Below are 12,109 nucleotides of genomic sequence, written 5' to 3' on the forward strand. Positions count from 1 at the left end.
CACGGCGGCTGATCACCCCCACTGATCACCCCCACTGATCAGCCGCCGCTCGGAGTCTCGTCCCGGGTGAACGTGAGCTGCTGGACATCGATGTAGTCGGCCGCGAACCCGGCCCGGGAGTACTCCAGGTAGAAGTGCCACATCCGCAGGAACGTCTCGTCGAACCCGAGCGCCCGGACCTCGTGGGCGCGATCGAGCAGTGCGAGGTCCCACCGCCGCAAGGTCTCCGCGTAGTGGGCACCGAAGGAGAGCCGGCTCCGCACCCGGAGCCGGGTGTGCGTCTCGGTGACACCGGTGATCGCCTCGGTCGAGGGGAGCAGCCCGCCGGGGAAGATGTACTTGGTGATCCAGGTCTCGGTGTTCCGGGTCGCGAGCATCCGGTCGTGCGGCATGGTGATCGCCTGGATCACCGCGGTGCCGCCCGGGGCCAGGACCTCGTCGATCTTCGCGAAGTACACCGGCCAGAACCGTTCGCCGACGGCCTCGATCATCTCGACCGAGACCACCGCGTCGTACGTCCCGGCCACGGCCCGGTAGTCACGCAGCTCGATGTCCACGCGGCCGTCGAGCCCCGCGGCGCCGATCCGGCGCCGGGCCAGCGCGGCCTGCTCGACGGAGAGGGTCACCGAGGTGACCTGGGCGCCCCGGGCGGCGGCCCGCAGGGCAAGCTCTCCCCAGCCGGTCCCGATCTCGAGCAGACGCGTGCCCGGCCCGACTCCCGCCTCGTCGAGGATCCGGTCGATCTTGCGGTGCTGGGCGAGCGCCAGGTCCTCGGCCGAGGGCAGGGTGGAGAAGAGGCCCGCCGAGTAGCTCATCGTCGGGTCCAGGAAGAGCGCGAAGAAGTCGTTGGACAGGTCGTAGTGGTGGCCGATGTGCTCGCGCGCGTTCTCCGGCGTGTTCAGGTCCTTCGCACCGCGGCGCCGCTCGTAGACCCCGCGCAGCCGTTGCGCCCACCCGGGCAGGAGACCGTCGAGGTCCCGGCACAGCACGGTCAGGGTCTCCCCCAGCTCCGGGGCGTCCCAAGCCCCGGTCAGGTACGCCTCGCCGAACCCGATCAGCCCGTGCCGGCTGAGCCTCGCGTAGAACTCCTCGGGCCGGTGCAGCACGATGTCGGCGGGGCTGCCGTCCTCGCTCACGCTGATGCCGAGCCGCTTCGTGGCGGCCCGGAACACGGCCACCGCGGCAGCCGCAGTGCCCCGGGTCACCGGGCCGCTGGGTGCTTCCTGCAGCATCGGCCAGCGCTCACCCACCATCGTCTGGGTGGTGTGGGCTTCGATGGTCTTCATCGGACTCCTTCTTGGTGGTGCAGCGGCCGTCTGTGGACCGGCAGGCGTCGTAGCCACAGCGCTACGCCGTGGAGGCGGATCCAGACCGCGCCGAGAAGCGCGGCGGGAGCAGAACGGAGCGGGTCCCCGAACCGCCCTTCGACCCGGGAGCCGCGGACGGAGGCGTCGAAGACGGTTCCGTCCTCGGTGGTGAGCCGGACGGCGACCCGGAGTCGCCCGTCGGGTGGCGGCACAGTGAGGTCGTAGTGGCCGTCGACGCCGTGGAACGGCGAGACGTACATCGCCTTCGCGACCTGCGCCCGATGCCGCTCGTCGGGGTGGACGAGGTAGGCGTGGCGGTCGCCGTAGGTGTTGTGCACCTCGACGACAGTGGCCAGTGCCTCTCCGGAGGCGGCCGTGCACCAGTACACGCTGATCGGGTTGAAGCTGAACCCGAAGGCCCTCGGCTGGGCCGCCATCAGCACACGCGCGTCGGCCAGGTCGATGTCGTGGAGCTTCAGGAACGCGGCGAGGTTCTCCCGGATCGAGAGCTCGGGGTCGCCCAGATGGTCACGTGCCTCGAAGCGGCCGAGGGGCCCGCGATCGGGCAGCCGGTCCAGGTCGACCACCTGCCAGTGGGAGCGGTGCACGAACCGGTTCCGCAGCGGTCCCCGCCGGGTGTGGCTGATCGTGGTGCGATACGTGCCGGTCGCGTCGCCGGGCCTCTCCGCGGGGGTCGTCCAGGAGAGCCCTAGCCGCTCGGCCGCCCGGGCCCCGGAGCGGGCGCCGTCCTCGTGGAACCCCCAGCCACGCCAGGCGCCGGCGAAGACCAGCGCGTCGGAGTCCAGCTCGTCGGCCCGCTGCTGGGCCGCCACCGAATCCGGCGTGTAGAGCGGGTGCTCGTACTCCATGGTGGCGATGACCTTCTCGGGGTCGATCAGGTCGGCCCCACCGAGCGTGACCAGGTGACGTACGCCGCCGGGAGCCGGCAGCCGCATCAACCTCGTCAGGTCGTAGGTGACCGTGACCTGGCCGCGGCCGGGGCGCTCCAGGTAGTTCCACGAGGACCGGACGTGCTCGCTGGCCGGCAGCAGGCTGGTGTCGGTGTGCAGCTGAGCCTGGTTGGCGGAGTACGGGAACCCACCCAGGATCTCCCGCTGGGCCGCCGTGGGCTCGCCGAGCATCGCCAGCGACTGTCCCGGATGGGTCGCCAGCACGGCCGCGTCGAAGAGCTCGGTGCGCCCGTTGCCGTCGGTGATCTCGACACCTCCGCCGGTCTCGACGACGTTCACCACCTTCGTCGAGGTCAGCACCCGGCCGCCGCGGTCACGGATCGCGGCGGCGACTCTCTCGACGTACGTCGCCGACCCGCCGGTGACCGTGCGCCAGCGCGGCGAGCCGAAGACCTGCAGCATCCCGTGGTGGCTGAGGAACTCGAAGAGGTAGCGAGCCGGGTAGGCCAGCGCCGTGGCCGGGTCGCAGGACCACACCGCGGCGACCAGCGGGGCCATGAAATGGCGACGGAAGTGCGGCGTGAACCCGTGCTCGTCCAGGAACGCCTCGAGGGTGCGATCGTCGGGCTCATCGCTTGCGAGCAGTGCCCGGGCGGCCCGGTGGAACCGTGGGATCTCGGTGAGCATCCGCAGGTGCGCCGGGCGGAACGCGCGGCGGTCGGGCAGCACCCCGCGCAGCCCGCGCGCGCCCGCGTACTCCACTCCGGCGCTCTGTGAACGCACCGACATCGACATCTCGGAGACCTGCGTCGGCACGTCGAGCTCGGCGAAGAGCCGGAGCAGGGTCGGATACGTGCGCCGGTTGTGCACGATGAACCCCGTGTCGATCGCCAGCTCGCTCCCGTCCGGCGCGGTGACGAGATGGGTGTCGGCATGGCCGCCCAGCCGGTCATCGGCCTCGAAAAGCGCCACCGAGCATTGGCCGGAGGCGACGTAGGCCGCGGTCAGGCCGGCCACCCCGCTGCCCACCACAGCGATCCGACGGCGTTCGTGGTCGGCGCTGCTCATCGGGCTCCTCGGGTCGAAGTGGGCGATCAGCGCAGAGGCGCTGTCACCCGGTCTTCGGTCACCGGAGCGATTCGGATTTCTTCTAAGGCGATCATTTCGTCATCTGTGCGCGGCGGATCGTGTCGGCCCGAAGCACGTCAGCTGCGACTGGCGTACGGCATCCCGGACGTCCCATACGCGTCCGCGACTCCGGACCTCGTTGGCCTCTGCTGCAGGTGGCGCAACATAGAATCGCCCCGCATGAGCGACGAGGCGATGAAGATCCCCGCCTTCGTCCGTTACTGGACTGCCTCGACCACAGGTTCCTTCGGCACGGCCGTCTCGACCGTCGCGGTCCAGGTGCTCGTCGTCCAAGTTCTGGTCGCCACTCCTGCGGAGATCGGAGTCGTGAACGCCGCCAGGGTCCTGCCGTACGCCTTTCTGGGGCTGTTCGCCGGCGTCCTTGTCGACAGGGTCCGTCGCAAACCGCTGTTGGTCTGGTCGAACGCCGCGCAGGCGGGCGCCCTGCTGGCCATCCCGATGCTTTGGTTGGCCGACGCCCTCTCGTTGGCCGTAGTAGCTGCCGTGCTCTTCGTGGTCGGCGCTCTCTCCGTTCTCGAGATCGCTGCGCGGCAGTCTTTCCTTCCCCGCCTGGTGCCGAAGAGCGCGCTGCTCTCGGCGAACGCGCGAATCGATCAAGGCGACACGGTCGCAATGACCTCGGGACCGGCCCTGGGTGGCGGGATGGTCGCCTTGATCGGGGCGCCTTTCACGGTCCTCGCTGACGTGCTCACCTGTGCGCTCGGTGCGATCATGAACGCTCGCTTACGCGTCGAGGAGCCGCCGCTTCCCCGTCGGCCGAGCACCCCGAGCCAGGTGCTGGAGGACATCAGCGTCGGCGTACGCTACATCTACCGCCACCGCACCATCGCCCCGCATGCGATCTCCACCCACATCTGGTTCATCGGCAACGCAATGGCACTGACGGTGTTCGCGCCGTTCGCACTGCGCGAAATGGGGCTCGGGGCGGTCGCCTATGGCGTCGTCCTGGCGTTCACCGGCGTCGGCGGTCTGATCGGAGCCCTCCTCGCCGTCAAAGCCGGGCTCCGTCTGGGAGCGGGCGGCGCCACGTTGCTCGGCTTCACGGTCGCACCGGTGGCATGGGGAGCCTCTGCGCTGGCACCGCCGACCGCAGTCGGCATCGTCATCCTGGCCGCCGCCCAGGTGATGGCCGGGTTCGGCATGGGAGTCGCGAACGCCAACTCCTTGGGCTATCGGCAAGCCGTGACACCGGATGCGCTCCAGGGGCGGATGAATGCGACCATTCGCTCCGCGAACCGCACCTGCGCTGTGGTCGGCGCCCTGGTTGGTGGTCTCGTGGCCCAACTGCTGGGGCTTCGCCCAGCCCTTTGGGTGGCTGTCGCGATCTTCGTGATCGCGGCCGCGGTCGTGTTCGGCTCGCCATTGCGCAGAGCTCGCCACGAATAAGAAACTACGAAACGTTGGGCCCGCCCTCGTGTCAGGGGTGGCCCAACGTCCGATCCGATGGCCTCAAGTTCTGCCCCGGCGGAGTGCTGCCCTTGGAGCGTGTCGTTCGACCAGGCGGTGGGTCTCGGCTATCGCAGTGCTCAAGGTCGTCATCGCAGGCAACCGTGACCGGGTGGCATACAGGTTGAGTGGCTATTGCACGGTCAGTCGCTCCGCCCCAGGGGATTCGCAACTGCCACTGGCCGTCTTCGGTGCCCGGGATTGGAGAAGACCACTCGGTGCCCGTGGCTTGACCGGCTGGGCTTGGGGGAACGGTGCCTGCTTGGGGCTGCGCAGACGCCCGTCAGGTTGAGGTCTCGTGCGGTCGCGGATCATCGCTTCATGATCGCGGCCGACGGGCGATTTGGCGTTACGCCAAGCGGCGAGGGCCTCACCTAACACCGACGGCGCCGTCCGTCTGGATGCCGTCGACCTGGTCCAGAAGGGTGTCGGCATTCCTCGCGGCCTGCTCGATGCGGGCGTCACCGAGGCCGCACAGCCGCAGGCACGAAGACGCGATCCAGACAGCTTCCTCGACGCCGACCAGGCGACCGGATATCCGGATGCCGATGACCTCGTCCACCGTGTGGACCAGCTTCTGCCCGAGCCGAGCCGCCCCGATCAGGTCCAGCAGCCCAGGCGGAGTGATCGATGCGGCGAGACGGGCGTACGTGACAGCCAGCTCGTCGCGGGCGGCGATGAACTCGTCGAACCCTTCAACCTGGGCAACGTCAGGCGCGAGATAGAGCGACCCGACATTGTGTGGTGCCCGCGCCAGCATCCGTACGTCGGTGAGGGCCACCAGGTACAGAGCCGTCTCGGGATCGTCGGTCAGCGACTCGATCCGAGCCACGGCATCCACAGTCGGGCGGATCGTCTGACTCAGCAGCTCAGTCACGATCTCGCCCTTCCCTGCGAAATAGTAGTAGAGCGACGCCTGCCTGATCCCGACTGCCTCAGCAATCTCCCGGGTCGACGTAGCTGCATACCCCTTGCGCGTGAACAGCCGAGCCGCTGCTTCGAGGACCTGCTCGCGCGGCGATCCTGCGAGCTGATCCGGCACTAGGCGTGGCCGGCCCGGCCGGCGGCGCCGAGGACCGATAGGTGGTGGACTCACGATGCTCCCGAGACTGTCTGGGTGGGATGGCGGGTCTTCTTCTTGCTGACCCCGGCACCAGCGACTCGTTCGTTCGGGCCAGTGCCGGGTGTCGCTCTCAAGCCTCCTCAGGGTTCGGCCTCGCAATAACGCCCAGGTGTCGCCCTTCCGTCGCCCTTACCCTGCCTTTCGGCTTTCGAACCTGGTGTAATGCCAGAGGTGGATACCTGGACCGGGGCGGAAGCGCGACTGCTGCGAAAAGTGGCGCTGCGGCTCAGCGTGCGCGACTTCGCCGACCTTCTCGGCATCCCGGCCCGCACTATCTCCAAGTGGGAACAAGCGGGATCGGCCCGCGAGCCACGGCCCCACATGCAGGCCATGCTCGACACCGTTCTGGAGCGCGCGGACGCTAGCGCCCGGGCACGGTTCTTGAACGCGGTCGCCGAGAGCAACGGCATCCGCGCCTCAACCCCCACGTGGCTTCAGGTGCCTGACGCGCTCGATAGCGAGGCGTGGTCGGACGACATCGACCGAGCACGGCTGCACGCCGACCGGCAGGATTTCTCCTTCGCTGCTCGCTTGATGACGCGTTGGCTGGGACGCTCGGATCAGGTCGCTTTGGACGAACGCGGGCTCTATCTCAAGGGCCAGAGCCTCGTGGTCCTTGGCAACGTGCACCGTGACCAAGGCTTGCTTCAAGGCTCGTTCTCTGCGCAGGCCGTATACCGCCAGGCCCTCAGCATCTACGGCTCACTCAGCCTGCCCCGACGAGCCGCGCAAGTGGAACTACTGCTCACGGTGCTCGCTGAGATGGGCGGCCAGCACGACGCCTCAGCGACCCGCTACCGCGCACTGGCCGATGACGAACGCCTCAGCGGCTTGGACCGCGCGCGGGCGCGCCTTTGGGTCGGAACCGCATTGAGTAAGGAGTCCCTGCTGACCGAGGACCGGGCGGAGTTGACGATCACTTCCATCCGGCGGGCCATCCGTGAGTTTGAAGACCTTGATGAGCCTGACGACTGGAGCGTGTCCCACCAGAAGCTCGCTTTGGCGCACTTGGCCAGCGGCGACCCGTCTCTGGCAGCCGATGCGATAGGAATCGCGATCGAGAACCGCCGTACGAACTCGGCCCTGCAGCAGGTTCGCTTGGACACGGCACACGCTCACATCTTGTGTGCTGATCCCTCAACGCGGGAGGGTGGTTTGACGTTGTTCGACGCCACCTACGCGACCGCAGAGAAGTACGAACTAGCCCACCAGATGGCCAGCATCGACCGCATCCGCAAGGGCCTCGAACCCCGAACGACCCGCACCTACCACTAGGAACCTGGAAGGACTGCCGCGTGAGCGACACCCCAACCGAGACCCAGCTCAACGACGCCCTGAAGATCTGGGACTACCACCAGATGGGGCACCAGCCACGTGCCTGTGACGTGGCGATCGGACTCGGAAGCCACGACCTCGGCGTGGCCGACTACGCCGCCGAGCTGTACCACAAGGGTCTCTTCCAGCAACTGGTGTTCAGCGGAGCAACCAGCCCTACAACCCGCGCTCGCTTCCCGCGTGGTGAGGCCGTTCACTACCGCGAACACGCCGTCAGCCTCGGGGTGCCCGACGAGGCCATTCTCGTAGAGCCGGAGGCCACCAACACCGGCCAGAACATCTCTCTATCCCGTGCACTGCTCGCTGATGCCGGCATCGTGCCCGAGACGGTCTTGCTGATCTCCAAGCCGTACATGGAGCGCCGTGCCTACGCCACCACTCGCCTTGTCTGGCCCGAAGTCGAGCCAGTCTGCACCTCCGAGCCGCTCAAGTTCGAGGCGTACATCGACTCCATCGGAGACGCTCGCCTGGTCCTCGACATGCTCGTTGGAGACCTCCAACGAGTCATCGAATACCCCAAGCATGGGTTCGCGATCGAGCAAGACGTACCGGAGCCGGTCCGCGACGCCTACCAGCGACTCATCGACGCCGGTTACACCTCACGCCTCATGAGTTGACCATGACCACGTGCGCGATCCACCAGCCGAACTTCCTCCCGCGCCTGAGCACGGTCGCCAAGTTGCTCAGCGCCGATGTTTGGGTCGTCCTTGACGATGTTCAGTTCTGCCGCCGCGACTACCAGCACCGGGCACGACTGGCTCGCCTTGACGATCCCAGCGAGCACCAGTGGCTCTCGCTCAACGTGCACCTACCGAACGGTCGCGGCACGCACATACGCGACGCCGTTGTGATTGACGCTGCCCGCTGCCAGCGGCGGGTCAGCGGCATGCTGGAGCAGTTCTACGCTCGCAGCGATCACTGGTCGAGGCTCAGCACAATGTTCGCTCACGTCGTAGATCTGATCGAGAAGACGGATCGACTGGACCAGATCGCTGAACTCTCCACACGGGTCCTTCTCGATGCCTTCGGCCGGGCGGGAACCGTCGTGCGTAGCAGCGACCTGGATGCGCGCTCCGACCGCTCCGCCCGCCTCGCCGATCTGACACGCGCGGTCGGTGCAGACGTCTACATCTGCGGGCGCGGAGGCGCGCGCTACCTCGAACCAACCGTGTTTGACAGGCTCGGCCTCACGGTCGACTACTTCAGTCAGCCGACGTGGATCGAACCGAGAATCTGGGATGCCGGCCAGCGCGTCAGCGCCGCGTGGGCGCTGGCGAAGTACGGCGACCTCAATTCTGCCGCGCCGTATCGCTTGGGCTACTTCACAGTCTGATCCGCCCCTAGCCCGACGTGCGTCAGCCGCGGCCGGCGTACGGCATTCCGGTCGCGAGGATGGTCATCGTGGGGACGCTGACGCCGAGCGGCAGCTGGGCCATGGCGACGACCGCGTCGGCGACGTGCTGCGGGTCGAAGGTCGGCTCGGGACGTACGGTGCCGTCGGCCTGGCGGGCGCCGACGGCGATGCCGGCGGTCATCTCGGTGGCCGCGTTGCCGATGTCGATCTGGCCGACGGCGATGTCGTGGGCGCGGCCGTCGAGGGCCAGGGCACGGGTGAGCCCGGTGATCGCGTGCTTGGAGGTGGTGTAGGCGGCGCTGCCCGGTCGCGGGACGTGCGCGGAGATCGAGCCGTTGTTGATGATCCGCCCGCCGCGGGGGTCCTGCCGCTTCATCTGGGCGAACGCCTCGCGGGCGCAGAGGAAGGAGCCGGTGACATTGACGGCCAGGGTCGCGGCGAACTCCTCTGGCGGGACCTCGTCGACCTCGCCGCTCGGCCCGAACGTGCCGGCGTTGTTGACCAGCAGGTCCACGCGTCCCCACATCCCGACGACGGCGGCGAACGCCGTCTCCACCTCGGCGGCGTCGGCGACATCGGTGGGCAGTACGAGGGACCGCGCCATCACCGACGCGGTCTCCTCCAGCGATGTCCGGGTGCGGCCGAGGAGCGCGACCTGGAAGCCGGCGCCGTCCAGCGCCTGCGCGATCACCCGCCCCAGCCCGGACCCGGCACCGGTGACGACCGCGACCGGCATCAGGTGAACTGCCGGCTCAGCTGGGCGTGCCGGTTGACGTCCTTGTAGAGCAGGTAGCGGAACCGGTCGGGACCACCGGCGTAGCAGGCCTGCGGGCAGAAGGCGCGCAGCCACATGAAGTCGCCCTCCTGCACCTCCACCCAGTCCTTGTTGAGCAGGTAGACGGCCTTGCCCTCGAGGACGTAGAGCCCGTGCTCCATCACGTGCGTCTCCGGGAACGGGATCGCACCGCCCGGCTCGAAGCTGACGATGTTGACGTGCATGTCGTGGCGTACGTCATCGGGGTCGACGAAGCGCTGGGTCTTCCAGGCGCCGTTGGTGCCGGGCATCTCGCCACCGGGCACGTCGACCTCGTTGGTGACGAATGCGTCCGGCACCGAGATTCCCTCGACCCGCTGGTAGGCCTTGCGGATCCAGTGGAAACGGGCGACCTGGTCTGAGGTGTTGTGCAGCGTCCAGGTGGAGCCGGGCGGGAGGAAGGCGTAGCCGCCGGGGGTGAGATCGTGCTTCTCGCCCTCGACCGAGAGCGTCAGCGCGCCCTCGACCACGAACAGGACGCCCTCCGCGCCTGGGTCGAGCTCGGGCTTGTCGCTGCCGCCACCGGGCGAGACCTCGACGATGTACTGCGAGAAGGTCTCGGCAAAGCCCGAGAGCGGGCGGGCGATCACCCACAGCCGGGTGCCCTCCCAGAACGGGAGCTTGCTGGTGACGATGTCGCGCATGGTGCCACGGGGGAGCACGGCGTACGCCTCGGTGAAGACGGCCCGGTCGGTGGTCAGCTCACGCTGCGACGGGTGGCCGCCGGTCGGGGCGTAGTAGCGGCCAGAAGGGTTGTGTGCTGCGCTCATGGTCGGGCTCCTTCTCGGGTGACTCTGCTGAGCAGCCGGCCCTGGGGCGCGGCCTCGATGTCGATCTTCTCGCCACGCAGCCAGGTCTCGCGGACGACACCTGCGAGCGATCGACCGTGGTAGGGCGTGACGGCATTCTTGTGATGGAGCTTCGCGGCATCGACCACGTAGGAGTCGTCGGGGGCGAGGACGCAGAAGTCGGCGTCGTGGCCGACCTCGATCTGCCCCTTGCGGCTCAGTCCGGCATGACGGGCGGGAGCCTCGGACATCCAGCGGGCGACGTCGGCGAGGGTGAACCCGCGGCTCCTTGCCTCGGTCCAGATCGCCGACAACCCCAGCTGGAGCGAGGAGATGCCACCCCAGGCGACCCCGAAGTCACCGGTGTCGAGGGCCTTCAGGTCGGGGGTCGAGGGCGAGTGGTCGGTGACGACCATGTCGATGACGCCGGCACGCAGGCCCTCCCAGAGCAGCTCGCGGTTGGTCGCCTCGCGGATCGGCGGGCAGCACTTGTACTGCGTCGCGCCGTCGGGGATCTCCTCCGCGGCGAAGGTCAGGTAGTGCGGGCAGGTCTCCGCGGTGATCGGGACCCCGTCGCGACGGGCCGAGGCCAGCATCGCGAGCACGTCGGAGCTGGAGACGTGCAGGATGTGGACGCGGCAGCCTGTCCACCGCGCCAGCTCGATCACCTGGGCGATGGCGAGATTCTCCGCGCCCCGCGGCCGGCTGTGCAGGAAGCGTTCGTACGCTCCACCACCCGCCGCGGGGGCGTGCTCGATCGCGTGAGCGTCCTCGGCGTGCACGATCAGCAGCCCGTCGAAGGAGCGGATCTCGCGCATCGCCTGCTCCAGCTGGTCGGCGTCGAGCGGCGGGAACTCGTCGACGCCCGAGTGCAGCAGGAAGCACTTGAAGCCGGAGACCCCGGCGTCGTGCAGCGTACGCAGCTCCGCGACGTTGCCCGGGATGGCTCCTCCCCAGAAGCCGACGTCGACGAAGGCCTGGCTCGCGGCGGTCTTGCGCTTGAGGTCGAGCGCCGGGAGGTCGCAGGTGGGCGGGATGCTGTTGAGCGGCATGTCCACGATCGTGGTGACCCCGCCGGCGGCCGCGGCACGGGTCGCGGAGGCGAAGCCCTCCCACTCGGTCCGGCCCGGGTCGTTGACGTGTACGTGCGCGTCGACGACACCGGGCATCAGCACCTCGTCGTCGGCGAGCTCGACCACCCGGGTCGCGGTCAGGTCCTCTGCGATCGGCGCAACCGCGACGATCTCGCCGTCACGAACTCCGACGGCTCCGGCTCGCTCGCCCTCGGGGGTCACCATCCGTGCCGCCCGGATGACGACATCGAGATCTCGACTCACACCCTCACCTCCGCCTCATCGACTGCCACCACCCGCGTCCGCTGGCGTCCGAGGCCGGTCACCTCGGCCTCCACCACATGCCCCTCCCGCAGGAAGGGCCGGGGCTCGGGCCGCAACGCTGCGACCCCGCCAGGTGTCCCGGTCAGCACCAGGTCGCCGGGCTCGAGTGTCATCAGCGTACTGAGGAAGGCGAGGAGCTCACCGACGCCGTAGGCCATCCGGGCGGTCGTCCCTCGCTGCCGGCGCTCGCCATCGACCCAGAGCTCCAGGCCGAGGGCCTGCGGGTCGCCGACGGCATCGGGCGTGACCAGCCACGGGCCGATGGGGGTGAAGGTGTCGGCACACTTCCCCTTCGCCCACGTCGGCCCGGCCGCGATCCGCGCCCGCTCGCTGACGTCGTCGGCCGTGAGGTAGCCGCCGACCGCGGCCAGGGCCTGCTTCGGGTCGGCACACCGAGTCAGCCGGCGTCCGATCACCACCCCCAGCTCGACCTCGTAGTCAGTCATCGTCGACCCCGGCGGCAGCTCGATCGCGTCGTGGGGGGG

General features: G+C 68.8%; 11 protein-coding genes. 4 read left to right on the forward strand and 7 right to left on the reverse strand.

Annotated features, from left to right (window positions below; all coding sequences use genetic code 11):
- Window positions 1-38: 38 nt before the first annotated feature.
- Both ACFX43_RS00775 and ACFX43_RS00780 read right to left on the reverse strand, forming a co-directional pair.
- Window positions 39-1,286, reverse strand: coding sequence for a class I SAM-dependent methyltransferase (locus ACFX43_RS00775; protein WP_378815850.1), 1,248 nt, complete (start codon window positions 1,284-1,286; stop codon window positions 39-41).
- Window positions 1,283-3,286, reverse strand: coding sequence for an FAD-dependent oxidoreductase (locus ACFX43_RS00780; RefSeq protein ID WP_378815852.1), 2,004 nt, complete (start codon window positions 3,284-3,286; stop codon window positions 1,283-1,285). Before ACFX43_RS00780 ends, ACFX43_RS00775 begins: the two co-directional genes overlap by 4 nt.
- Window positions 3,287-3,526: 240 nt before the next feature.
- Here ACFX43_RS00780 and ACFX43_RS00785 point away from each other — a divergent pair, with 240 nt between their 5' ends.
- Window positions 3,527-4,753 carry an MFS transporter gene (locus ACFX43_RS00785; protein WP_378815854.1) on the forward strand — a complete coding sequence of 409 codons (1,227 nt, stop codon included), beginning with the start codon at window positions 3,527-3,529 and terminating at the stop codon, window positions 4,751-4,753.
- Between the two features lie 430 nt (window positions 4,754-5,183).
- Here ACFX43_RS00785 and ACFX43_RS00790 read toward each other — a convergent pair whose 3' ends face one another.
- Complete coding sequence (locus ACFX43_RS00790; protein ID WP_378815869.1) at window positions 5,184-5,855, reverse strand: TetR/AcrR family transcriptional regulator; 672 nt, start codon at window positions 5,853-5,855, stop codon at window positions 5,184-5,186.
- Between the two features lie 252 nt (window positions 5,856-6,107).
- Between ACFX43_RS00790 and ACFX43_RS00795 the strand changes: the two genes are divergently transcribed.
- The 3 genes from ACFX43_RS00795 to ACFX43_RS00805 are packed head-to-tail and all read left to right on the forward strand — an operon-like array spanning window position 6,108 to window position 8,604.
- A complete protein-coding gene (locus tag ACFX43_RS00795) occupies window positions 6,108-7,211 on the forward strand; it encodes a helix-turn-helix domain-containing protein (RefSeq protein WP_378815856.1) in 1,104 nt (367 codons plus the stop codon).
- 20 nt (window positions 7,212-7,231) lie between these two features.
- Window positions 7,232-7,888 carry a YdcF family protein gene (locus ACFX43_RS00800; protein ID WP_378815858.1) on the forward strand — a complete coding sequence of 219 codons (657 nt, stop codon included), beginning with the start codon at window positions 7,232-7,234 and terminating at the stop codon, window positions 7,886-7,888.
- Window positions 7,889-7,890: 2 nt separating this feature from the next.
- Window positions 7,891-8,604 (forward strand): WbqC family protein, encoded by a 714-nt coding sequence (locus ACFX43_RS00805; RefSeq protein ID WP_378815860.1) that lies wholly within the window; start codon window positions 7,891-7,893, stop codon window positions 8,602-8,604.
- A gap of 22 nt (window positions 8,605-8,626) precedes the next feature.
- Here the strand turns inward: ACFX43_RS00805 and ACFX43_RS00810 are convergent, their stop codons facing one another.
- The 4 genes from ACFX43_RS00810 to ACFX43_RS00825 form a co-directional block, all read right to left on the reverse strand.
- The gene (locus tag ACFX43_RS00810) at window positions 8,627-9,361 is read right to left on the reverse strand and encodes an SDR family oxidoreductase (protein WP_378815861.1); all 735 of its coding nucleotides are present in this window, start codon (window positions 9,359-9,361) and stop codon (window positions 8,627-8,629) included.
- Entirely contained in the window at window positions 9,361-10,209 is an 849-nt protein-coding gene (locus ACFX43_RS00815; protein ID WP_378815863.1) for a bifunctional allantoicase/(S)-ureidoglycine aminohydrolase, read from the reverse strand. Before ACFX43_RS00815 ends, ACFX43_RS00810 begins: the two co-directional genes overlap by 1 nt.
- Complete coding sequence (allB, locus tag ACFX43_RS00820) at window positions 10,206-11,564, reverse strand: allantoinase AllB (protein ID WP_378815865.1); 1,359 nt, start codon at window positions 11,562-11,564, stop codon at window positions 10,206-10,208. The genes ACFX43_RS00815 and allB overlap by 4 nt, the downstream gene beginning before the upstream one ends.
- A partial coding sequence (locus ACFX43_RS00825) for a fumarylacetoacetate hydrolase family protein (RefSeq protein ID WP_378815867.1) occupies window positions 11,561-12,109 on the reverse strand: 549 nt, incomplete at its 5' end. The genes allB and ACFX43_RS00825, both read right to left, overlap by 4 nt.

The sequence above is a fragment of the Nocardioides sp. YIM B13467 genome, assembly GCF_042788075.1.
GTDB lineage: Bacteria > Actinomycetota > Actinomycetes > Propionibacteriales > Nocardioidaceae > Nocardioides.

What these genes read in the sequence shown, in the direction of transcription:
- ACFX43_RS00810 (WP_378815861.1), bottom strand. Translation starts at nt 9,361, where the DNA reads ATGCCGGTCGCGGTCGTCACCGGTGCCGGGTCCGGGCTGGGGCGGGTG.
- ACFX43_RS00785 (WP_378815854.1), top strand. Translation starts at nt 3,527, where the DNA reads ATGAGCGACGAGGCGATGAAGATCCCCGCCTTCGTCCGTTACTGGACT.
- ACFX43_RS00780 (WP_378815852.1), bottom strand. Translation starts at nt 3,286, where the DNA reads ATGAGCAGCGCCGACCACGAACGCCGTCGGATCGCTGTGGTGGGCAGC.
- ACFX43_RS00805 (WP_378815860.1), top strand. Translation starts at nt 7,891, where the DNA reads ATGACCACGTGCGCGATCCACCAGCCGAACTTCCTCCCGCGCCTGAGC.
- ACFX43_RS00775 (WP_378815850.1), bottom strand. Translation starts at nt 1,286, where the DNA reads ATGAAGACCATCGAAGCCCACACCACCCAGACGATGGTGGGTGAGCGC.
- ACFX43_RS00815 (WP_378815863.1), bottom strand. Translation starts at nt 10,209, where the DNA reads ATGAGCGCAGCACACAACCCTTCTGGCCGCTACTACGCCCCGACCGGC.